Consider the following 20,261-nt stretch of genomic DNA (forward strand, 5'->3'; position numbering starts at 1 on the left):
TGGCTGCAGAAAAGTAAGTAGATATGCTATCAATAGGACCATACGAAATAGCGCCGATGCCTCGGCGAACCGACGATCTGGAAAGGCGTGACCACGATGGCGGAGAACACGACCGACCCTGCTGGCACCTCGACAACCGCCGCGGACCTGGCGACGGGTCATTGGGTGCTGGACCCGGCGACCTCCTCGGTGGGCTTCCGGCACAAGTCGATCTGGGGCCTGGTCACCGTCAAGGGCACCTTCACCACCGTCAGCGGCGAGGGCGAGATCGATGCCGACGGGCGTGGTCACGGAACCCTGGTGGTTGATGCCGCATCGGTCGACACCAAGAAGCAGAAGCTCGACACCCACCTGCGTTCCGCGGACTTCTTCGAGGTCGAGATATATCCGACGATCACCTTCAGTGCGGACAGCATCGTCGCCGACGGCAGCGGATGCGCGCAGGTCAGCGGCCAGTTGACGGTGCGTGGAAAGACCCGCCCGCTGACGTTCACCGCGCAGGTCGCCGCCGCGAGTCCGACCGATGTCACGCTCACCGGAGAGGTCGGCGTGGACCGCAACGACTTCGAGATGGCCTGGAAGAACCCGGGCGGCTCGATGCGGGGCATCGCCACGGTCACCCTGAAGACCCGCTTCACCCAGGTCTGAGTTCATCCGGGCCTGAGTTCACCCGGACTTGAGGGCCCGAGCCTCCCTCGGTGGGAGGATGGGCCCCATGGCTGAGGTGGAGGTAGTGGACACCCGCGCTCCCGACCTGCAGACGCTCAGGGCCGTGCGGAGGCTGCTGATCGGCGCGTTCGGCGACACATTCTCGGAGCACGACTGGGCGCACACCCTCGGTGGCCTCCATGTGCTGGTCCGCGAGGACGGCGAACTCGTGGGCCACGGCGCGGTGGTGGAGCGTCAGCTCCGTACCAAGGGGGTCACCGTGTGCACCGGCTACGTCGAGGCGGTCGCGGTACGGGCCGACCGGCGCGGCCGTGGCTACGGCAGGCTGCTGATGGACGCGCTGGAGCGGGAGTTGAACAGCGGCGAGTACGGGATGGCCGCGCTGTCCTCCTCGGCGCGAGCGGTCGGCTTCTACCTGGCGCGGGGCTGGCAGCAGTGGCTGGGCCCGACCGCGGTGGCGACACCGGACGGCCTGCTGCGGACCGCGGACGAGGACGGCAGCGTGTATGTGCTGGAGGTGGACCTCGGCTTCGACGTGTGGGCCGAGCTGATCTGCGACTGGCGCGAGGGCGACGTCTGGTAGGCGCGGGTGCCGCCCTCGGCGCCGGTGTGGCCGGTCGTGTGGAGGCGCCACCCGTGGCGGCTCGAGTGCGGGTTCGGACTCGGGTCTGGAAGCGGGTCCGGAAGCGGGCCGCGCCACGGGTCCAGGCCCGGCCCTGGACCCCGCTCGGCGGGTCCGGGCGGGGTCCGGGGTTCGGAGGTCCGGGGGCTGCTGCGACGACCGCCGGGCGGTGTGGCGGTGCGACGGTGTGGCGGTGCGGCGGCTGCCTCAGGCTTCGATGTTCTCCAGGTCGTCCAGCAGGCCCGGGTGCGTCGGCTCCCAGCCGAGGGCGGCGCGGGTGTGCGCACCGGATGCGGGCTGGTCGGTCGCGAAGATCGGACCGAGCGGGCCGAAGCTCTCCGTCGGCACCGACTTCACCGGCAGGTCGAGCCGACGCCCGATGACCGCGGCGATGTCCCGCACCGCGTCACCCTCGTCGGCGACGGCGTGCCACGAGCTTCCGGCCGGGGCCTGCTCCAGCGCGAGCCGGAACAGGACGGCGGCGTCGAGCGCGTGCACGGCCGGCCAGCGCTGCGCGCCGTCCCCGGGGTAGCCGGAGATACCGGTGCGGCGGGCGATGTCGGTGAGCAGCCCGGCGAACCCGCCCCGGCCCTGGTTGTGGACGGTGCGCGGCAGCCGTACGGCCGAGCTGCGCACGCCGCGCGAGGCGAGTTCGAGGACCCGGGTGACGGACTGACCGCGTCCGGCGACGGGTCCGACGGTCGGCAGCGGGTCCTCCTCGGTCGATGCGCGTCCCGGCGCGTGGGGCGTGCCGGACGCGGTGACCAGCGGACGGTTCGTGCCGACCAGGGCGTCCCCGAGCGTCGCAAGCGCGGCGGCCTCCTCGGCGATGCCCTGCGCGAGCGCCTCGGGCGAACTGAAGTCGTTGCTGAAGGCGAGGTGGATGACACCGTCCGCCTGTTCCGCGCCGGTCCGCAGCACGTCGAGGTCGGTGAGCCCGCCGCGGAGGACGTCGGCGCCGGCGGCCTGGCCGCCGGCCGCGGAGGCCTCGGAACGGGCGAGGGCGGTGACCGCATGGCCTGCGGCGAGCAGTTCGGCGACGACGGCCGAACCGATCAGGCCCGTTCCGCCGGTGATGAAGACGCGCATGATGGGCTCCAGGAAGTGATGCGACTGGTGTCCCATCACCGTACACCTGATGCGACACATGTCGCATCGCCTAGACTGTCCCCATGCCGAGATGGAAGCCCGATGCCCGCGAGCGCCTGGCCGTGGCCGCGCTCAGCCTGTTCGCCGAGCAGGGCTACGACGAGACGACGGTCGCGCAGATCTCCGAGCGGGCGGGGCTCACCCGGAGCACCTTCTTCCGCCACTTCGGCGACAAGCGGGAGATCCTCACGGCGGGGCAGACGGCCCTCAGCCGCCTGCTGGCCGAGGGCATCGAGGCCGCCCCCGCGGACGCGACACCGATGGCGGCCGTGGCGGCCGGCCTGGAACGCGCGGCCGGCCAGATGACCCAGTTCAACCGCGAGCTCAGCCCGCTGCTGCGCGCGGCGATCGAGGCGAACGAGGAGTTGCAGACACGCGACGCGCTGAAGAGCATCGGCATGGCCGCGGCGATGGCCGACGCGCTGAGGCGCCGCAATGTCGCGGAACCCACCGCGCAGGTGGCCGCGGAGCTCGGCGTGCTCGCCTTCAAGGTCGGATTCCGGCAGTGGGCCGACCCCACCCGCGACGACGACCCCGGCGAGCTGACCACCCACACCCGAGCCGCCCTCGCCGAACTCCGCGCCGCCGCCGCGGAGTTGCGCTGACCGCCGCTGCCCAGCTGTGACTGGCCGGCATCGTTCGAATCCGGGGGCAGACTCGTGATCCAACTTCCCGAGGGGTGCGGACGAGGTCCGGACCGTGTCCCGGCAGGTCGGTGAGACGCCCGCCGTGCTGGTCGCATTCGAGGCCGCGAGCGCCGGAGGCGTGATCAGCGGTCTCCGCTCCAGGTGTTCTGCCAGGCGATTGGGGCTTGGGCCTCCAGCGGCTCGCCGCGCGGTTGCACCTGGCGGTAGCGTCCTCGGCATGCTGGACGGTCCTGATGTGGCAGTGGCTCTACGAAGCGGAGTGCGTACGCCCTCCGATGCGTGGGAGTTCGTGTGCTGGTTCGCCGACGTCTGGATGGGCCGTCCGGTCGGTCCGGAAGACGGCTTCACCACAGAAAAGTTGACGGTCGTGGAGGCCGACCTGGGCTTCGAGCTGCCAGCTGCCTTGAGTGAGGGGTATGCCCTTTTCGGGCGTCGGGACGACATGACCCGGCAGCAGGACCCTCTGGTCAAGCCATCCGGCCTCTACGTCGATGACGCCCTGGGCGGCGTCCTTGTATACCGGCGTGAGAACCAGGACTGTGCCTCCTGGGGAATCCCGCTGGCTCAGATCGAGCAGGACGATCCTCCGGTGGTGGTGGAATCGCATCAGGGGTGGATTCCCTTTCTCGACCGGATGTCCCTGGCATGGGTGGAACTGGTGCTGGGCGAGTCCCTCTTCGCGCCGGACAGCCTCTATGACGCCTGCGAGCTGCCCGACACACTGATGCCGGATCTCCACGCCCGCTATGCCCGGGTCGGCCTGCCCGACCATCCGATGTGGGCGAGCGAGGACGACTCGCCGGTCCGCTGGTATGCAGCTCCCGGCCGGTTGGTGCGCCGGGACGGCCTTCAGGACCAGTCGTGGATCCATGCGCGTGGGCACACGATTTCCGATCTTGAGACCGTCCGTGAAGAGCTCCCAGGTCCCTGGGTCGGCTGAAGCCACGCCGCTACCGGCGCGGGCAGACGTTTGTGCGGCGAGCGCGTGTGAGTGCGCGAACGCCAGTGTGGGATCGTGACGGTGCGCGACCTCGTTCGTGCTCAGGTCCAGTGGTGGCGGACGTAGCGTACGGTCGCCACGGCTCCGGCGGCCGCACTGCAGACCCAACTGGAGAGGTGGAGGACGCTGCAGATCGCACCGGACAGGCCCCACAGTTCGGCTGCGAAGCCGCGCTTGCGGAGCTTGGGCGCTGATGTCGGTGTCCCTGGCAGCGGCATCTGCGTCGACCAGGGCTTGCACGCTCACATCGGCGAATGCTGGGTCGCTGACAAGGGTTGCGCCGGCGCCCTCCGATTTGAGGACTGCGGCCTGCACTGCCTCCCAGGCCGACTCGTCGCTGAAGTCGGTACGCAGGACGAGGGAGGTCAGGTCTCCGGGGTGGGGCAAGGTCATGCGTGCCATCTTGTGACCTGAGCGCGGGGCTGGTCGGGCCCGGTCGGAGGCCGGCTGTTGATGTTGCCGCCCGTGTGCGGGAAGGGCACGTGATCCTTGGCAGCGTGGGGAAGTACGGCAACGCACGCGGGTGAGCAGGCGTTGACCAGGAGGGGCAGGACGTCTGTAGCGACACGCATGGAGGTCCACACCTGGTGGAGTCCGCTCAGCTCGATCGGCTGGTCGCAGATGCTGCAACTACGGATTGTGGTGGTGCCCCAGCGGTGGGGGTCGAGCGCTGTCAGGGTCAGGTCGGCGACGGAGTCCCGTGAGGGCTGGAGCTGGGGAAAGAGGGCTCGGACCTTGTAGTTGCCGAACAGGGCACGTGTGCTCACCGTGCTGCGGGTGAGGCTGGGACACCTGGTGATCTCATAGGGGAACCAGTGCAGTCGGTAGGAGGTGTACGGGGTGAACTCCTCCAGGCTGGTCATGGCGCCGATCTCGGGTGGTATCCGGACCAGGTTGCTGCCGTAGAGGACGAAGCGCTTGACTGCCGTCAGCTTGGCGATGCTCGGGGGCAGGGTGATGATCTGCCGCCGTTCCTCAGGGCTCAGGCCGACCAGGGGGCGGAACTCCTCCCGCCCGTCCGCCGAAGCCTCATCCACCAGTTCCAGCAGGCGCCTCCACCCGGCAGTTGTGGTGTCCTGGTGCTCGGCATGGAAGCCGACGCGCGCTCGGGGGTGCCGTCTGGTCTGGTCGAAGCACCTGCAGGTATCCCGGTAGGACTGTCCTCCCGCGGCTGCCGGGTCTGACGTGTCACCCCACCGGTTCACAAAGAGCTGCGGCTCTCCCATATTCGCCATGGAGCCAAGGTACGGAACTTCAGCCGGCCAGCCCAGCGGACAACACCAAGGGGCAGCCACCGCGAGAGGTATCCGCCAGATCCCAGGCTACTGCTCGGCACCTTCGTGGTGGGCTCGGAGCCATTCGGCCTCGAACTCGTCTGGGCTGATCTCCATGCCGACAAGGTCGGGGTCGAAGAGATCCACGACGGGCGGGTTGAACGGCCAATCGTCCGGGCTGCTCTTGACGGCGGCCCCGTCTTCGCGCAGTTCCACCTGCCGAAGTCGGCGCCCGTTGCGCCCAACTTCCATCAGGTAGACCGCAGGATCAACGTCATCCTCGCCATCCCATCGGCGCCGCAGGTGCACCACACTCCGGTCGGCCAGGGCGCCGAAGCCGAGACGGTTGCGCTGAGCGTCGCGTTGAGCTCGCAGACTGTCCAGACCGGCTGGCATGGTCGGTGCGTCGATGTCGACCTCGTCCAGGTCCCATCTCTCGGCCCGTTCGACTGAGTCCGAATGGTCGATGACCTCGACCTCAGCGAACGTCTCAACCACTTCGCGGGCCGACCTCGCATGAACCCACCACCACGAGCCGCCCATGCCGTAGTCATGCAGGGTCAGGAAGCGTGTCTTGCCGACGGCATCAGTATCGGTCACGGAGGCCGAGCTTAGTACGGGTGTCGAACGAGATTCGACCAGGTCAGCAAATGTCCCGTCTCGATCGACCAGCCTCTGGCGAAGGCCTGGACCAGGGGTGATGCAAAGCCGGGTGGGGCGAATCGTCATCTCAGCCAGCATTGTTCTGGGGCGCATCCGTCGGCGGAACGCTGCTTGGGGGCATCGATGCGAGCGGTAGCGGGCGGGCGTCGTGGGGCGGTCGGTGCTGTTGGTCCAGGTGCCTCCGCAAACGGGGCACTCCCGCATCGGACGTAGCGTTCCTCCTCGGCCAACCGACTCAGCCAACCACGCTGGCGAGTACGAAGGATGATTCACGTTGCGGATCATCTCACTGACGGGCCGGCACTCCGTCTGGACCGGAGCGCCAGACGTTCTCTCGCCGATAGCACCAGCCGAGACCAGCCGTATATCCACCAGGATCACGTGAGACAGCGACGGGGCCGCGAGACAGAGGACACCGTTGCTCACAGGCGTCGGGCGCCGGTGCCGTCGTTGGCGAGGGTGTCGCCGGGGTTGAGCAGGGCGCAGGCTTTCATGGGAGAGGCATCCGCAGCCGATGCAGCCGGTGAGTTCGGCCTCCAGCCGTTCGATGGTCTGCCGGCGCTCCTCCAGTCGACGCCGCCAGCCGCGCGAGGCGCGCTGCCACTCCTGGTGACTCGGCGGACGGTCGAGCGGCACGTCGGCGAACGCCTCCCGGAGGTCCTGCAGCGGGATGCCGATACGCTTCGCCACCGAGATCAGCGCGACCCGGCGAAGCATGTGCCGCGGGTAGCGGCGCTGGTTGCGATCGTCGCGTTCGGAGGCGATCAGGCCGAACTCCTCGTAGAACCGCAGGGCGGAGACGGCCGCCCCGGTCCGCGCGCTCACTTCGCCGATGCTCAGCCAGTCGTCCGGGGTGGCCCGGGCGTCGCCGGAACGGTTGCTCGTCATCCACGGCCTCCTGTTGACCTCAAGCTTACTTGAGGTCCTACGGTCGGCTGCGTCGGAACGGCAAGCAGCAATGGCCCTGAGGGACGGTAGTTCGATGACGTTTGTGATCGCTTTGCCCTGTGTGGACGTCAAGGACAAGGCATGCCTCGACGAGTGCCCGCTCGACTGCATCTACGAGGGGGAGCGCATGCTCTACATCCAGCCGGACGAGTGCATCGACTGCGGGGCCTGCGAGCCGGTGTGCCCGGTCGAGGCGATCTTCTTCGAGGACGACACCCCGGCGGAATGGCAGCACTTCACCACCGTGAACGCCGAGTTCTTCGCCGACCTCGGCGCCCCCGGTGGCAGCGCGAAACTCGGTTCGATCGGACGCGACCACCCGATCGTGGCGGCGCTGCCGCCCCAGGGCGCCTGATACGACCGGTCGAGACGGTGATGTGGGCTGTGCCCGGGGGGGCCGCGCTGTGACAGATGACTTCGATCTTCCTGTGCCGACTGAATCGACGGGTGTCCGGCTGCCTCGGCTCCGTCGTTGTCAGTGGGGTGGGGCAGAATCGGTGGCAGACGTCCATGACTCAGGGGGAATCATGAGCACCACGGTCACCACCACGAACGACCCGGCCGCTTCGGGCGGTCCGGGCGGTCCGGCCGCTTCGGGCGGTCCGGTCACGCTGATCACCGGGGGCGCCACCGGCATTGGCGCTGCCACGGTCGGGCGGCTGCTCGCCGCCGGGCACCGGGTCGCCGTCACCGGGCGGGACCAGGGGCGGCTGGAGCGGTTCGCCGAAACCCTGGGCGCGGGCCCGGACGTACTGCTGCCGGTCGCGGCCGACACCACCGACTACGAGGCGGTCCGCGCGGCGGTCGACGCCACGGTCAAGGAGTTCGGGCGCCTCGACGGGGTCATCGCCAACGCCGGTTTCTCCACCCATGACAACCTCGCCGACGGCGACCCGGAGCAGTGGCGCGAGATGCTGCTGGTCAATGTGCTCGGACCGGCGGTGCTGGTGAAGGCGGCGCTTCCGGCGCTGACCGCGAGCGGCGGCCGGATCGTCCTGGTCGGCAGCACCGCGGGGATCAAGAACACCCCGGGCAATATGTACTCGGTCTCCAAATCGGCGCTGACCTCGCTCGCCGAGAACGCCCGGGTGCTGGTCACCGGCTCGGGGGTGGGGGTCACCCTGATAGCCCCTGGCCGGGTCGACACGCCCTTCTGGGGCAGCCACCCGAGCGGATCGGCCCCGGCGGGACCAGTGCTGACGCCGGATCACATCGCGGACGCCGTGGTCTGGGTGCTGGGCCAGCCCGCCGGGGTGGAGGTCAACTCCGTCGTGGTCCGCCCCAGCGGCCAGGTGCACTGACCCGATGCCGTCCGTTGCCTGGATCATCGTTCCCACGCCTCTGCCCAGTGGCCCGATCAGGATCGGGATCACCGGGGAGGGGGTGGTGGCGGCGAGCTCCGACGTGCCTCCCGGCAGCAGCGGCGAGGATCTGCTGCGGCCGGAGCAGGACTCCAGGGCCGCGCTGGTCGTCGAGCGGTTCGGCGAGTACTTCGCGGGCCGCCGCCGGGATCTGGAGCTGCCGATCGACTGGCGTTCCACGACCGGCCCGCAGCGGGTGGTGCTGCAGACCCTGCAGCGCACCGTGGGCTTCGGCGAGACCATCACCTACGGTGAACTCGCCACCCGCAGCGGCGTGTTCGAGGACGGCCCGGGTCAGCATGCGCTCGCCGCCCGGGCGGTCGGGTCGATCATGGGCTCCTGCCCGCTGTTCCCGCTGGTGCCGTGCCACCGGGTGGTGGCAGCGGACGGAATTGGCGGGTTCGGCGGGGGAGCGCTGGGGATGGAGGTCAAGCGCTGGCTGCTCACCCTGGAGGGGGTGCTGGCCCCGACGCTGGACTGGAACGGTCCCGGCTGAGCCGCCACGACGGGGGACGGGGCTGAGCCACGCCGGCGGAGGCCTTCGGTCAGCCGACGGAGGCGGTGGCCTCGGCCACCTCCGCGGGCTGCCCGGGCCCTGCGGCGTGCCGCGCGGCGGTGTCGCGCAGGGTGAACGCGTAGACGGCGGAGACCAGGCAGATCAGGGCCAGTACCAGGTAGGTGTGCTGGTAGGCGGCCAGCGACGGCCCGGCCCCGGTGCCGCCGGAGGAACTGCCGGAGGAACTGCCGGTGGAACTGACGGAGCCGGAGGCCTGCACACCACCGATCACCAGCAAGGTGGTGACCAGGGCCGGGGCCAGGGCGATCGAGGTCTGCCGGACGACGGTGTTGAGGGTGGACGCCTGGCCCATGTCGGTCCTGGCGATGGTGCTGAGCGCGGCCACGGTGGTGGGCATGAACACCCCGCCCATGGCGACGCCGAGCAGGAACATGTAGAGCCGGAAGGTCCACAGGCTGGTGTGCAGGTCGCAGGTGGAGAACAGGAACAGTACGGCGGTGACGCCGAGCAGCCCGGTGCCGATGATCACCCGCGGGCCGATCCTGGTGTAGAGGAAGCCGCCCACCTGCACGGTCAGCAGCACGCCGAACGCCTCGGTGAAGGTGCTGCTGCCGGAGTCCAGCGCGCTGCCGCCCAGCGCGTCCTGGATGAACAGCGGGCCGAGGAACATCGCGCCCATGAACGGCACCAGGCCGATCAGGGTGATCAGGTTGAAGTCGCGGAACAGCCGGTTCTGGAACAGCCGCAGCCGCAGCAGGGGTTCGGCGGTCCGCAGTTCCACCAGTACGGTCGCGGCGAGCAGCGCCGCGCCGGCGAACAGTGAGACCAGGATGCCGGGGGAGGTCCAGCCGCGGTTCGCGCCGGAGCAGATGCCGTAGGTCAGCAGGGCGAGTCCGGCGGCGGAGAGCACCAGGCCGGGAAAGTCGAACCGCGGCGCACTCGCGCCGGGTCGGAGGTCGTCCGGGCGGTGGTGGTCCAGGAAGTACAGTCCGAAGGCGACCGCGAGCAGGCCCAGCGGCAGGTTGACGTAGAACACCCAGCGCCAGGAGAGTCCGTCCACCAGGATGCCGCCGAGGATCGGGGCGAGGGCGGGGGCGATCTGCTGAGGGAAGATCATGATCCTTGAGGCGCGCACCCGTTCGCGGGCCGAGAAGGTGCGGAACAGCAGCGTGCCCGCGACCGGGGTGAGCAGGCCGCCGGCCAGGCCCTGCAGGGCGCGGAACAGCACCAGTTGGCCGGGGGTGGCGGCTGCGCCGCAGAGGGCGGAGAAGAGCGCGAACAGCGCCATGGAGCCGAGCAGCAGTTGCTTTCCGCCGAGGCGGTCGCCGAGCCAGGCCGAGGCGGGGACCGCCACCGCGACGGCGACGGGATAAACGACGACCACTCCGTCCAGTCCGGACGGGGCGAGTTGGAACTGTCGGCCGATGGCGGGCAGCGCGACGGTGGTGATGGCGCCGTCGACGATGACCATGAAGACGGTGGAGATGAACATGACGGGGACGACGACACGTTGGCTGAGTCGGCGGTGGGCCATGGGGGGACCAGTCCTGTGAGCGCGTGGGAGATGATCGTGACAGCACTGTCAGACCTGAAGATGAGGGAGTGCCGGCCCAGTGAGCCCGGTACTTCCCTACATACTGAGCTTACTCACTATGTGTGGGCTCACAAGATTGGAGGGGCCTCCGGATGAAGGCACCCGGCAGCAGCGACATCCTGGTGGACGAGCTCTTTCAGACGATCACCCGGATGCGCACCTTCGTGGACGCGCGACTTCGGGAGCACGGTGCGTCCGTCGCCCGGCTGCGCGCCCTGCGGATGCTCGCTGCCTCGCCCGAGCCGCTGCGGATGCGGGACCTCGGCGAGATGCTGGGCATCGCCGCCAGGACCACCACCAGCATGGTCGACAGCCTGGAGCGGGACGGCCTGGTGGAGCGGATCCGGCATCCCGTCGACCGCAGGGCCTTCCTGCTCACCCTCACCGAGACCGGACGGCTGCGCCACCTCGAGGCGGAGGAGGTCGACCGGGCCGCGCTGGCCGCCGCGACCGGCGGCCTCGACGCCGGTGAACGGGCCAAGCTGCGCGAGCTGCTGGCGACCCTCAGGCGCACCATCGCCGAACAGGACGTCTGAGCTTCTGAACGTCTGGGCTTCTGAGCGTCTGAACGTCTGAACGTCTGAGAGCAAAGTCATATGACCCGACGTCAGCTCTGCCGCGCCGCCGCCAGGATCTTGCCCGCGGTGTGGAAGAAGCGGGCCGTGGCCCGCACCTGGTAGGTCTTCTCAAGCACCGCGATCGGGTTTCCGCCGAGCTTGCCCTGCTCCAGCCGGATCACCACGAACGCCTCCCCGTCCGTCGCGCCCAGCAGCTCCCAGTCGCCCTTCGGCGAACGCACCGGGAAGGTCAGCCCCGGTTCCAGCGGGGCGGAGAGGAACACCACGCTCAGCCGCACCTCCGGGGTGACCTCGACCTGGTCGAAGGGTGCCGCCAGAAGCGCCGCCTCCAGCTCCGACACGGTCCGCAGCATCACCGGGACGTCGAAGCCCAGACCGGCGCGGAGCTTCTCCTCGATCGCCAGGGTCAGCGCGGGCCGGTCCATGGCCGCAGCGGGGGCGGGTGCCTCGGGCAGGGTGAAGAAGACATTGCCGCTGGCGATGTAGCTGCGGACCGCGCCGAGCCCCAGCTCCGCGAACAGCTCCCGGACCTGCGCCATCGGCGCTTTGCGCCCGCCGACGTTGACCGCCCGCAGAAACGCGATCCAGGTCTCGGCAGTCTGGGCGGCGGGCTCTGCTCCGCCCCGCTTCGTCGGCATGGGTGCTCAGTCCTCTCGTCCTGAGCACCCTACCGAGCGAGGTCAGGCCGTGCCCGTTACCAGGCGTAGTCCTCGGGCGCGGTGCGGTGGCCCGGGAAGATCTCGTCCAGCCGACCCAGTGCCTCGGCGTCGAGCTTGACCTCCAGGGCCTTGAGGGCGGTGTCCAGCTGGTCGGCGGTGCGCGGGCCGACGATCGGCGCGGTCACGGCCGGCTGGTGCAGCAGCCAGGCCAGGGCCAGGGTGCCCGGCTCGACGGCGAGCTTGTCGCTGAAGTCCTCGTACGCCTGCAGCTGCTCGCGCTCGGCGGTGGACAGCTTCTTGGCCCGGTCGGCGCTGCGACCGCCCTCCTGGCCGGCCTTGCGCAGCACACCGCCGAGCAGGCCGCCGGCCAGCGGCGACCAGGGGATGACGCCGAGTCCGTGGTACTGCGCGGAGGGCAGCACCTCCAGCTCCACGGTGCGCGACAGCAGGTTGTACAGGGACTGCTCGGCGACCAGGCCGAGGTAGTTGCGCTTGGCGGCGGCGGCCTGGGCGGTGGCGATGTGCCAGCCGGCGAAGTTGCTGCTGCCCACGTAGAGGATCTTGCCCTGGGTGGTCAGCACCTCCATCGCCTGCCAGATCTCCTCCCAGGGGGTGGCCCGGTCGACGTGGTGCATCTGGTAGACGTCGATGTAGTCCGTCTGCAGGCGCTTGAGGCTGGCGTCGACGGCGCGGCGGATGTTCAGCGCCGACAGCTTGTCGTCGTTGGGCCAGTTGTCCTTGCCCTCGCCGTTCATGTTGCCGTAGAGCTTGGTGGCGAGGACGGTGCGCTCGCGACGGCCGCCGCCCTGGGCGAACCAGGTCCCGATGATCTCCTCGGTGCGGCCCTTGTTCTCGCCCCAGCCGTAGACGTTCGCGGTGTCGAAGAAGTTGATGCCCTCCTGGTGGGCGGTGTCCATGATCTGGTGCGCGTCGGCCTCGTTGGTGAGCGGGCCGAAGTTCATGGTGCCCAGGCACAGGCGGGAAACGGACAGGCCGGTGCGGCCGAGTGAGGTGTACTCCATGGTCCCACCCTCACCCCTACCCGGCCGCGTTGTCGAGTGGGCCCGGAAATCGGGTCGGTGAACGGCTCAGGATCGGTCCGGACGGACCCTAGTGGATCAGCACGGTGGTGGCGGCCGAGACCCGGTCCAGCACCAGCGGTCCGCCGACGTAGCGGCGGACCAGCAGCCGGGCCCGGAACTGCTCGGTGCCCCGCCGGGTGGCGCGGACCGTGGCCGTGGCGGGCCGGTACGGCACGCTGTTGCAGCTGACGGTGTGCCAGCTGCCCGAACCGGTCCTGCTGTCGACGCACAGGTAGGTGTACCGGGCCGAGTCCTCGCCGCCGGTCCCGGTGACCCGGACCGACTGGCCCACCCGCAGCGAGTGCGTGGAGACGGTGACCATGACCTCCGACTTGGCGGAGGCCGTTCCGCCGGCCAGCAGCAGGGCGCCGAGGGCGAGCCCGCCCACGGTGACCGCGGCGGCGAGGCGGCGGCCGGTGCGCCGCCTGCTCACTCCGGCCGCGTTCGGTACGGGCGTACTGGGTCTTGTCAGCTGGTGCACGTTCGTTTCTCCCCCGTGAGTTCGGACGCGTTCGATTCTCGCTCACTTCTCGCCCTGGCTGTCCACCCTTCACCCGATGCTCACCAGCGGTCCGCTAGACTCGGACGTATCGAAGGGGAGTAGCCCCCACCGGACCGTCGACATACTGGCTGGCCCACGCCCTGCGTGGACCGCCCGGCGCCCGGGGCACCGTACTCAACGGTGCTGGTGAGACCTTCGGCCGCAGTACTCACAGGTTGTCTCCGCATCCCTGAGTCCTGCCGTGCCGAAGCGACCCGGGAAACGGATCATGAAGGTACGGCAGCACTTCCGACCTTCAAGGACGTCTCTGACGTGAGCATCACCGTCGCCGCGATCACCTTCGGCATCATCTTCCTGGCGGAACTGCCAGACAAGACCGCCCTCGCCAGCCTGGTGCTCGGCACCCGCTACCGGGCCAGTTATGTCTTCACCGGCATCGCCGCCGCCTTCGCCGTGCAGGCGGCCCTGGCCATTGCCGCGGGCAGCCTGCTCGCCCTGCTCCCGCACCGCTGGGTGGAGGCCGTGGTCGGCCTGCTGTTCCTCGGCGGGGCAGCCATGCTGCTGCTCCAGAAGGACGAGGAAGAGGAGGAGGGCGCGGTGAAGACGCCCAAGTCCACCGGTTTCTGGCGGGTGGCCGGCACCGGCTTCGTGATGGTGCTGATCGCCGAGTTCGGCGACCTGACCCAGATCGCCACGGCCAACCTGGCCGCCAAGTACTCGGACCCGCTGTCGGTGTTCCTCGGCTCCTGGCTGGCCCTGTGCGCGGTGGCCGGGATCGCGATCGTCGGCGGTCAGAAGCTGATGAAGCATGTGCCGCTGCGGGTGATCACCAAGGTCGCCGCCGCGGTGATGGCGGTGATGGCCGTGGTGAGCCTGTTCGGCGCGATCGCGGGCTGAGCGCCAGTACGCCTCAGCGGACCTCAAGGCGTCTCAGCAGACCTCAAGGCGTCTCAGTGGTGGAACAGCGAGTTCATCCTGGCCTGCGAGTTCGGGCCGAAGACGCCCTGCGGGTCGCCCTGCACCCCGTACCAGACCTGGAAGGTCGCCACGTCCAGCTCGGTGCGGGTGTCGAAGGTGCCGCTGGGTCTGAGCTTGTGGTCGATCCAGAGGCTGGCGAGCTGGCTCTGCAGGGTGGCCACGGCGGGCCCCTGGTCGCCGAGGCTGAGGCTCTGCTGGCCGACCGCCGCGCTGGACCGGGTCGGCGTCGGCGTGCTGCCGCCGGTCGCGGAAGCGGGCGGCGCTTGGTTCGGCGCGCTGGTGTGCGGGGCGGCGCTGCTCGGCTGCCCGCCGGCCGTGGCGCTCGGGGTGGCCCCTGCGCCGGCGGCGGTGGGCGAGACGGTCGGACGGGCCTGGCTCGCACTGCCGCTGGGCCGGGGCGCTGCGGCATGGGTGCCGGCCGTGGCGGTGGCGGGCGCTGCCGTGGGCATGGCCAGGGTTACCCCCGGCTGCGGCTGCGCCTGGTCGGCGTCACCACCGTTGATCATCCGCGGGGCCAGCGCCGCGGCGGTGCCGAGTACGGCGACGCCGAGCGCGCCCGCGGTGATCAGCAGTGCCCGCCGTCCCCGACGGGCACGTCGCCGTCCCCCCGGCGGCCGGCCACCGGTCGTCGCCACCTCGGTGGACGCACCCGCGCCCGCGGCGACCGCTGCACCGCGGCGGACCGCGACGCGTCCCCCCGCGGTGTACGGGACGACCTCGGCGCCGGGCTGGGCGGGCACGCTGACCAGCTGCCCGGCCAGCACCCGGGCCCGGGACGAGCGCACCATGTGCGGCGCGTCGATGCCCGGCACCACCGAATCCTCGTAGCCGGTACCTGCGCCCGGCCCGGCGCCCGCGCCGTACCCGGCCTCGCCGTCGAAGACCTCCGCCTCCTCCGCGCTGAGCAGCTCGGTCGGGTGGATGTACGGCCTGACCAGCTCGGGGGCGTCGATCAGCGGGATGATCGCGGTGGGCTCGTCAAGTCCCGGCCCTGACGCCTGCCCCGACCCCTGCCCCCGCTGCCGTCCGGTCGCGTCCGTCGCGCGGCAGCCGCAGCCGCCGAGCGCCGGTGACCCGCCCAAGGACCCGCCACACCTGCCGCAGAGCTGCCCCGCCATGTTCCCCTCCACGATCGGTCGAACGGTGACCGATTATGCAGGACATCAGTGCGGCTGGGTGGGCGGGTCCACCACCCGGGTCCACTTCCGGGGTCCACTACTGGGCCCCGGCCCCGGCTAGAGCACCTTGCCGGGTGCGTCCATCGAGTTGTCGGCCAGTTCCTTGAGCATGGCCACCAGATCGGCGTGCTGCTCCGGCGACCAGCCCTCCAACTTCTCGTTCAGCAGCTCCAGTCGGGCCGAGTTGAGTCGCTGGATCACCTCGTCGCCCTGCGGGGTCAGCCGGATGGTTCCGTCGGGGTCCCTGACGATCCGTCCGGCCGTGATCATCGCGTCCAGTTTGGGCCGGATCTCGGTCACCGAGATCTTGTTGCGGCGGCAGATCTCCTCCTCGGAGATCGGCCCGGCGTGGTGCAGCCGGAACAGCCCGTACGCCTGCGGGACGCTGATGTCCACGCCCGACCGGTCGATCGCCCTGCCGTAGCGCTCCCAGACGTTCTCCCGGCTGGAGAGCCGGGTGACCATGCCCTCGATCTCCTCGGCCGAGGTGCGGAAGGTCGGCAGCCCGGCCGCCTCGCCCTGCTGCGCGGTGCGGTTGGCGGTGCGCAGCGGCACCTCGCGCAGGAACAGCGAGAGCAGGAAGGCCACCACCGCGATCCCCGCCGCCACCAGGTAGACGGTCTGCAGCGACACCGCGTAGATGTGCAGGAACGGTTCCAGCAGCGGCCGTTGGGAGGCCGGCGACCTCTGCACGATGGTCGGGTTCTCCAGCACCCGCTGCACCGGGAACGCCCGCGAGAGCGTCCCGTCCCGCTGGGCCGAGGCGATGTTGGAGTTCAGCTTGTTGTTGAGCACCGTGCCGAAGATGGACGCGCCGAACGAGCCGCCGATGGAGCGGAAGTAGGTGACGCCCGAGGTGGCGGTGCCCAGGTCGGAGTAGTCGGCCGAGTTCTGCACCGCGATGATCAGCACCTGCATCACCAGGCCCAGGCCCGCGCCGAGCACCAGCATGTAGAGGCCCATCACGGTGTCGCTGGTGGTGTCGTCCACCTGGGCCAGCAGCACCAGGGCGACCACCGTCAGCGCGGTGCCGATGATCGGGTAGATCTTGTACTTGCCGGTCTTGCTGATCAGCTGCCCGGTGCCGATCGAGGTCACCAGCAGACCCGCCATCATCGGCAGCAGCCGCAGCCCGGAGATGGTCGGCGAGTTGCCGTTGACCACCTGCATGTAGAGCGGGATGTAGGACAGCGCGCCGAACATGCACAGGCCGATCACGAAGCCCATGCCCGAGCAGACCGTGAACACCCGGTTCCGGAACAGCCGCAGCGGCAGTACCGGCTCCTCCACCCGCTGCTCCACCAGGATGAAGGCGAAGATCAGCACGGCCGCGCCGATCGCGCAGCCCCAGACCTCGATCGAGTTCCAGGCCCAGGTGGTGCCGCCGAGGCTGGTGATCAGTACCAGGCAGGTGGACGCGGCGGCCAGCAGCAGGGTGCCCAGGTAGTCGATCTTCGGGCGGATGTCGGGGTTCTTCGCCTTGAGCGCGGTCGCGATCACGAACAGCGCGACGATCCCGACCGGCAGGTTGACGTAGAAGACCCAGCGCCAGTTCAGGTTGTCCACCAGGAAGCCGCCGAGCAGCGGGCCGACCACCGAGGAGACGCCGAAGACCGCCCCGATGACGCCCTGGTAGCGGCCCCGGTCCCGGGGCGGGACGACGTCCGCGATGACCGCCATCGCCAGCACCATAAGACCGCCGCCGCCCAGGCCCTGCAGCGCCCGGAACATGATCAGCTGAAGCATGTTCTGCGAGATCCCGCAGAGCGCCGAGCCGATCAGGAAGATGACGATGCAGACGACGAAGACGTACTTGCGGCCGAAGAGGTCGCCGAGCTTGCCCCAGAGCGGGGTGGTCGCGGTGGCGGCCAGCAGGTAGGAGGTGACCACCCAGGAGAGGTGGTTCGCACCGCCCAGGTCGCCGACGATGGTGGGGAGGGCGGTGGAGACGATGGTCTGGTCGAGCGCGGCCAGGAACATTCCCAGCATCACGCCGAGGAAGACCAGCCGGACCCGCCCCGAGTTCTCCTCGATCGGAGCCCCGTCCGCTGTGCCTGCCGTTGCCTGCTGCTGGGCCATCGACCCCTCCGCTACCTGGTGGACTGACCATCAGGTTTTCAGTGGAGCGGGGCGATTGCCTGCGCTGGAGGCCGAACGGGCGACGGGTCCGCCCGGCTGCTAGGCGTAACTGACGGGGAGTTCCTTGACGCCGTTGAGCCAGGCCGAGCGCAGCCGCCGGGGCTCGCCGGTGAGCCGGATGTCCGGGACGGTGTCGGCGATGGCGTTGAAGATCAGGTCCAGCTCCAGCCGGGCCAGGTTGGCGCCCAGGCAGAAGTGCGGACCCCCGCCGCCGAAGCCGAGGTGCGGATTGGGGTCGCGGAAGATGTCGAAGCGCTCCGGGCGGTCGAACACCTCGGCGTCGTTGTTGGCCGAGCTGTAGAAGATTCCGACGCGCTGACCTGCGGCGATCTTCACCCCGCCGAGCTCGGTGTCCCGGGTGGCGGTGCGCTGGAAGGCCATCACCGGGGTGGCCCAGCGGACGATCTCGTCGGCGGCGGTGCGCGGGCGCTGCTCCTTGTAGAGCGCCCACTGCTCCGGGTTGGTGAGCAGCGCGTGCATCCCGTGGCTGGTGGCGTTGCGGGTGGTCTCGTTGCCGGCCACGGCCAGCAGCAGCACGAAGAAGCCGAACTCGTCCGAGCTGAGATTGCCCTGGCCCTCGGCGTTGACCAGTTGGGTGACGATGTCGTGGGCCGGACAGCCCTTGCGCTCCTCGGCGATGCCCATCGCGTACATCATCAGCTCGATGGCCGACTCCATCCCGGTCTCCTGGCTGACGCCGAGCTCGGGGTCGTCGTAGGCGACCATCTTGTTGGTCCAGTCGAAGATCTTCGCCCGGTCCTGCTGCGGGACGCCGATCAGCTCGGCGATGGCCTGCAGCGGCAGCTCGCAGGCGATGTCGCGGACGAAGTCGCCCCGGCCCTCGGCGAGCGCGGACGCGACGATCCGCTCGGCCCGCCCGCGCAGGGCCTCCTGCATGGCGTTGATGGCGCGCGGGGTGAAGCCGCGCTGGACGATCTGCCGCAGCCGGGTGTGCTCCGGCGGGTCCATGTTGAGCATGATCAGCTTCTGGCTGTCGATGCCGTCCTGCTGGATCTGCGGGTTGAAGCGGATCACCGCGGTATTGAGGGTGGAGGAGAAGACCTCCGGGTGGACGGACACCTCCTTGACGTCCGCGTGCCGGGTGACGGCCCAGTAGCCCCCGTCGTCGAAGCCGGTCGTCCCGTGCGCCTGCGGGATCCAGCGCACCGGCTCGGTGGCGCGCAGCAGCGCGAACTCGGGGAGCGGCACCCGCTGCTGGTTCAGGTCGGGATCGGTGAAGTCGAAACCGTCGGGCAGGGCCGGGCAGGTCATCGGGGCCTCCATACTTACCGACGCGTCAGCTGACGAGGCGTCAGATCCATCCCCTGACCGTAGTAACAGGTTCTAGTACGCGCAAGAGCCTTGCGCGGCCCTGCTTGGGGCGAATACAAAGGGGGCCAGAACTAGAACGCGTATCAGTTCTCCTCGGCGGCCCCCACCGGCCCCGGGGCTTCCGGAGGGCGAGTCATGGCCGCTGAACCCGTCATCGTCGAAGCAGTGCGCACCCCCATCGGTAAGCGAGGCGGAGCCCTCGCCAACCTCCATCCCGGCTACCTGCTCGGGGAGACCTTCCGCGAGCTGCTCGCCCGCACCGGCGTGCAGCCCGACGTCGTCGAGCAGATCGTCAGCGGGACCGTCACCCACGCCGGCGAGCAGTCGATGAACCCGGCCCGCACGGCCTGGCTCGCGATGGGCCTGCCCTACGAGGTCGCCGCCACCACCGTGGACTGCCAGTGCGGATCCTCGCAGCAGGCCAACCACATGGTCGCCAACATGGTCGCGGCCGGCGTCATCGACGTCGGCATCGCCTGCGGCGTCGAGTCGATGTCCCGGGTCCCGCTCGGGGCCGCCTCCGCGCACGGGCCCGGACGGCCGTTCCCGGAGGAGTGGAACGTCGACCTCCCCAACCAGTTCGAGGCCGCCGAACGGATCGCCAGGCGGCGCGGACTCACCCGTACCGACCTGGACCGGCTCGGGGTGATGTCCCAGCAACGGGCCGCCAACGCCTGGGCCGAGGAGCGGTTCAAGCGCGAGACGTACGCCGTCCAGGTGCCCACCACTGAGGCGGAGCAGCTGGCCGGCCAGGGCATGTGGCGGCTCTTCGACCGCGACGAGGGGCTGCGGGACACCTCCATGGAGGGGCTGGCGGGGCTGCGCACGGTCATGCCCGCCGCGATCCACACGGCAGGCACCGCCTCGCAGATCTCCGACGGCTCGGCCGCGGTGATGTGGGCGTCCCGGCGTGCGGCGAAGGCGCTCGGACTGGTGCCGCGCGCCCGTATCGTCGCCCAGGCGGTGGTCGGCACCGACCCGCACTACCACCTGGACGGACCCATCGACGCGACCCGCGCTGTGCTGGGCAAGGCCGGGATGAAGCTCGCCGACATCGACCTGGTGGAGATCAACGAGGCGTTCGCGTCGGTCGTGCTCTCCTGGGCCCAGGTGATGGACGCCGACATGTCCAAGGTCAACGTCAACGGCGGCGCGATCGCCCTGGGCCACCCGGTGGGCTCCACCGGCGCCCGGCTGATCACCACGGCGCTGCACGAACTGGAGCGCGAGGACAAGGAGTTCGCCCTGGTCACCATGTGCGCGGGCGGCGCGCTGGCAACGGGGACGATCCTGCAGCGGCTCTGAGCGGGAGCGGAGAAGTGGTACGGGCGGGGGTGCGGGCGGCTGCGCCGGTGGCGGGGCGGGAGGG

The 20,261-nt window shown here is 70.0% G+C and carries 20 protein-coding genes and 1 pseudogene; 10 read left to right on the top strand and 11 right to left on the bottom strand.

Going from position 1 to position 20,261, the window contains the following annotated elements; translation table 11 throughout:
- Positions 1–96 precede the first annotated feature (96 nt).
- Positions 97–648: a YceI family protein gene (locus tag ACEZDG_RS12055; RefSeq protein ID WP_380506824.1), complete on the top strand. Its 552-nt coding sequence runs from the start codon at positions 97–99 to the stop codon at positions 646–648.
- A gap of 67 nt (positions 649–715) precedes the next feature.
- Complete coding sequence (locus ACEZDG_RS12060; protein ID WP_380506827.1) at positions 716–1,252, top strand: GNAT family N-acetyltransferase; 537 nt, start codon at positions 716–718, stop codon at positions 1,250–1,252.
- A 246-nt stretch (positions 1,253–1,498) separates the two neighbouring features.
- Here ACEZDG_RS12060 and ACEZDG_RS12065 read toward each other — a convergent pair whose 3' ends face one another.
- Positions 1,499–2,380, bottom strand: a complete 882-nt coding sequence (locus ACEZDG_RS12065) for an SDR family oxidoreductase (protein ID WP_380506830.1) — start codon at positions 2,378–2,380, stop codon at positions 1,499–1,501.
- An 83-nt stretch (positions 2,381–2,463) separates the two neighbouring features.
- Here ACEZDG_RS12065 and ACEZDG_RS12070 point away from each other — a divergent pair, with 83 nt between their 5' ends.
- Together ACEZDG_RS12070 and ACEZDG_RS12075 are read left to right on the top strand one after the other, a co-directional pair.
- Entirely contained in the window at positions 2,464–3,045 is a 582-nt protein-coding gene (locus tag ACEZDG_RS12070; protein WP_380506833.1) for a TetR/AcrR family transcriptional regulator, read from the top strand.
- A gap of 259 nt (positions 3,046–3,304) precedes the next feature.
- Positions 3,305–4,027, top strand: a complete 723-nt coding sequence (locus ACEZDG_RS12075) for an SMI1/KNR4 family protein (protein WP_380506836.1) — start codon at positions 3,305–3,307, stop codon at positions 4,025–4,027.
- Positions 4,028–4,300: 273 nt separating this feature from the next.
- Here the strand turns inward: ACEZDG_RS12075 and ACEZDG_RS12080 are convergent.
- The 3 genes and pseudogenes from ACEZDG_RS12080 to soxR all read right to left on the bottom strand — a co-directional run.
- Positions 4,301–4,489: pseudogene (locus tag ACEZDG_RS12080) on the bottom strand (DUF6924 domain-containing protein); the annotation flags it as partial.
- Positions 4,477–5,124 carry a leucine-rich repeat domain-containing protein gene (locus tag ACEZDG_RS12085; RefSeq protein ID WP_380506839.1) on the bottom strand — a complete coding sequence of 216 codons (648 nt, stop codon included), beginning with the start codon at positions 5,122–5,124 and terminating at the stop codon, positions 4,477–4,479. The pseudogene ACEZDG_RS12080 and the gene ACEZDG_RS12085, both read right to left, overlap by 13 nt.
- A gap of 285 nt (positions 5,125–5,409) precedes the next feature.
- A complete protein-coding gene (gene soxR / locus ACEZDG_RS12090) occupies positions 5,410–6,912 on the bottom strand; it encodes a redox-sensitive transcriptional activator SoxR (RefSeq protein WP_380506842.1) in 1,503 nt (500 codons plus the stop codon).
- Positions 6,913–7,006: 94 nt separating this feature from the next.
- Between soxR and fdxA the strand changes: the two genes are divergently transcribed.
- From fdxA to ACEZDG_RS12105, 3 genes are all read left to right on the top strand, one after another.
- Positions 7,007–7,327 carry a ferredoxin gene (gene fdxA, locus ACEZDG_RS12095; protein ID WP_380506845.1) on the top strand — a complete coding sequence of 107 codons (321 nt, stop codon included), beginning with the start codon at positions 7,007–7,009 and terminating at the stop codon, positions 7,325–7,327.
- A 172-nt stretch (positions 7,328–7,499) separates the two neighbouring features.
- Positions 7,500–8,273, top strand: a complete 774-nt coding sequence (locus tag ACEZDG_RS12100) for an SDR family oxidoreductase (RefSeq protein ID WP_380506848.1) — start codon at positions 7,500–7,502, stop codon at positions 8,271–8,273.
- A 4-nt stretch (positions 8,274–8,277) separates the two neighbouring features.
- Positions 8,278–8,829, top strand: coding sequence for a methylated-DNA--[protein]-cysteine S-methyltransferase (locus ACEZDG_RS12105; protein WP_380506850.1), 552 nt, complete (start codon positions 8,278–8,280; stop codon positions 8,827–8,829).
- Between the two features lie 49 nt (positions 8,830–8,878).
- Here the strand turns inward: ACEZDG_RS12105 and ACEZDG_RS12110 are convergent, their stop codons facing one another.
- Positions 8,879–10,384, bottom strand: coding sequence for a DHA2 family efflux MFS transporter permease subunit (locus ACEZDG_RS12110; RefSeq protein ID WP_380506853.1), 1,506 nt, complete (start codon positions 10,382–10,384; stop codon positions 8,879–8,881).
- Positions 10,385–10,536: 152 nt separating this feature from the next.
- Between ACEZDG_RS12110 and ACEZDG_RS12115 the strand changes: the two genes are divergently transcribed.
- The gene (locus ACEZDG_RS12115; RefSeq protein WP_380506856.1) at positions 10,537–10,980 is read left to right on the top strand and encodes a MarR family winged helix-turn-helix transcriptional regulator; all 444 of its coding nucleotides are present in this window, start codon (positions 10,537–10,539) and stop codon (positions 10,978–10,980) included.
- A 71-nt stretch (positions 10,981–11,051) separates the two neighbouring features.
- Here the strand turns inward: ACEZDG_RS12115 and ACEZDG_RS12120 are convergent, their stop codons facing one another.
- The 3 genes from ACEZDG_RS12120 to ACEZDG_RS12130 form a co-directional block, all read right to left on the bottom strand.
- On the bottom strand, positions 11,052–11,660 hold the full coding sequence (locus ACEZDG_RS12120; RefSeq protein WP_380506858.1) for a DUF1697 domain-containing protein: 609 nt from the start codon (positions 11,658–11,660) through the stop codon (positions 11,052–11,054).
- A 56-nt stretch (positions 11,661–11,716) separates the two neighbouring features.
- Positions 11,717–12,703, bottom strand: a complete 987-nt coding sequence (locus ACEZDG_RS12125) for an aldo/keto reductase (RefSeq protein WP_380506861.1) — start codon at positions 12,701–12,703, stop codon at positions 11,717–11,719.
- An 88-nt stretch (positions 12,704–12,791) separates the two neighbouring features.
- Positions 12,792–13,244, bottom strand: coding sequence for a hypothetical protein (locus ACEZDG_RS12130; protein WP_380506863.1), 453 nt, complete (start codon positions 13,242–13,244; stop codon positions 12,792–12,794).
- A gap of 333 nt (positions 13,245–13,577) precedes the next feature.
- Between ACEZDG_RS12130 and ACEZDG_RS12135 the strand changes: the two genes are divergently transcribed.
- On the top strand, positions 13,578–14,162 hold the full coding sequence (locus tag ACEZDG_RS12135; protein ID WP_380506866.1) for a TMEM165/GDT1 family protein: 585 nt from the start codon (positions 13,578–13,580) through the stop codon (positions 14,160–14,162).
- Positions 14,163–14,215: 53 nt separating this feature from the next.
- Here ACEZDG_RS12135 and ACEZDG_RS12140 read toward each other — a convergent pair whose 3' ends face one another.
- From ACEZDG_RS12140 to ACEZDG_RS12150, 3 genes are all read right to left on the bottom strand, one after another.
- Complete coding sequence (locus ACEZDG_RS12140) at positions 14,216–15,325, bottom strand: peptidoglycan-binding domain-containing protein (protein ID WP_380506869.1); 1,110 nt, start codon at positions 15,323–15,325, stop codon at positions 14,216–14,218.
- 153 nt (positions 15,326–15,478) lie between these two features.
- The gene (locus ACEZDG_RS12145; RefSeq protein ID WP_380506872.1) at positions 15,479–17,500 is read right to left on the bottom strand and encodes an MFS transporter; all 2,022 of its coding nucleotides are present in this window, start codon (positions 17,498–17,500) and stop codon (positions 15,479–15,481) included.
- A gap of 99 nt (positions 17,501–17,599) precedes the next feature.
- Complete coding sequence (locus ACEZDG_RS12150) at positions 17,600–18,832, bottom strand: cytochrome P450 (protein ID WP_380506875.1); 1,233 nt, start codon at positions 18,830–18,832, stop codon at positions 17,600–17,602.
- A 195-nt stretch (positions 18,833–19,027) separates the two neighbouring features.
- On the opposite strand from ACEZDG_RS12150, the gene ACEZDG_RS12155 reads away from it, so the two are divergent.
- Complete coding sequence (locus tag ACEZDG_RS12155; protein ID WP_380506878.1) at positions 19,028–20,197, top strand: steroid 3-ketoacyl-CoA thiolase; 1,170 nt, start codon at positions 19,028–19,030, stop codon at positions 20,195–20,197.
- Positions 20,198–20,261: the final 64 nt, after the last annotated feature.

It is taken from the genome of Streptacidiphilus alkalitolerans, from assembly GCF_042511045.1.
In the GTDB taxonomy this organism is placed as follows: domain Bacteria; phylum Actinomycetota; class Actinomycetes; order Streptomycetales; family Streptomycetaceae; genus Streptacidiphilus; species Streptacidiphilus alkalitolerans.

Excerpts from the sequence above, each read along its gene's own strand:
- ACEZDG_RS12055 (WP_380506824.1), top strand. The coding sequence starts at position 97 with ATGGCGGAGAACACGACCGACCCTGCTGGCACCTCGACAACCGCCGCG.
- ACEZDG_RS12060 (WP_380506827.1), top strand. The coding sequence starts at position 716 with ATGGCTGAGGTGGAGGTAGTGGACACCCGCGCTCCCGACCTGCAGACG.
- ACEZDG_RS12065 (WP_380506830.1), bottom strand. The coding sequence starts at position 2,380 with ATGCGCGTCTTCATCACCGGCGGAACGGGCCTGATCGGTTCGGCCGTC.
- ACEZDG_RS12070 (WP_380506833.1), top strand. The coding sequence starts at position 2,464 with ATGCCGAGATGGAAGCCCGATGCCCGCGAGCGCCTGGCCGTGGCCGCG.
- ACEZDG_RS12075 (WP_380506836.1), top strand. The coding sequence starts at position 3,305 with ATGCTGGACGGTCCTGATGTGGCAGTGGCTCTACGAAGCGGAGTGCGT.
- soxR (WP_380506842.1), bottom strand. The coding sequence starts at position 6,912 with ATGACGAGCAACCGTTCCGGCGACGCCCGGGCCACCCCGGACGACTGG.
- fdxA (WP_380506845.1), top strand. The coding sequence starts at position 7,007 with ATGACGTTTGTGATCGCTTTGCCCTGTGTGGACGTCAAGGACAAGGCA.
- ACEZDG_RS12100 (WP_380506848.1), top strand. The coding sequence starts at position 7,500 with ATGAGCACCACGGTCACCACCACGAACGACCCGGCCGCTTCGGGCGGT.
- ACEZDG_RS12105 (WP_380506850.1), top strand. The coding sequence starts at position 8,278 with ATGCCGTCCGTTGCCTGGATCATCGTTCCCACGCCTCTGCCCAGTGGC.
- ACEZDG_RS12110 (WP_380506853.1), bottom strand. The coding sequence starts at position 10,384 with ATGGCCCACCGCCGACTCAGCCAACGTGTCGTCGTCCCCGTCATGTTC.
- ACEZDG_RS12115 (WP_380506856.1), top strand. The coding sequence starts at position 10,537 with ATGAAGGCACCCGGCAGCAGCGACATCCTGGTGGACGAGCTCTTTCAG.
- ACEZDG_RS12120 (WP_380506858.1), bottom strand. The coding sequence starts at position 11,660 with ATGCCGACGAAGCGGGGCGGAGCAGAGCCCGCCGCCCAGACTGCCGAG.
- ACEZDG_RS12125 (WP_380506861.1), bottom strand. The coding sequence starts at position 12,703 with ATGGAGTACACCTCACTCGGCCGCACCGGCCTGTCCGTTTCCCGCCTG.
- ACEZDG_RS12145 (WP_380506872.1), bottom strand. The coding sequence starts at position 17,500 with ATGGCCCAGCAGCAGGCAACGGCAGGCACAGCGGACGGGGCTCCGATC.
- ACEZDG_RS12150 (WP_380506875.1), bottom strand. The coding sequence starts at position 18,832 with ATGACCTGCCCGGCCCTGCCCGACGGTTTCGACTTCACCGATCCCGAC.
- ACEZDG_RS12155 (WP_380506878.1), top strand. The coding sequence starts at position 19,028 with ATGGCCGCTGAACCCGTCATCGTCGAAGCAGTGCGCACCCCCATCGGT.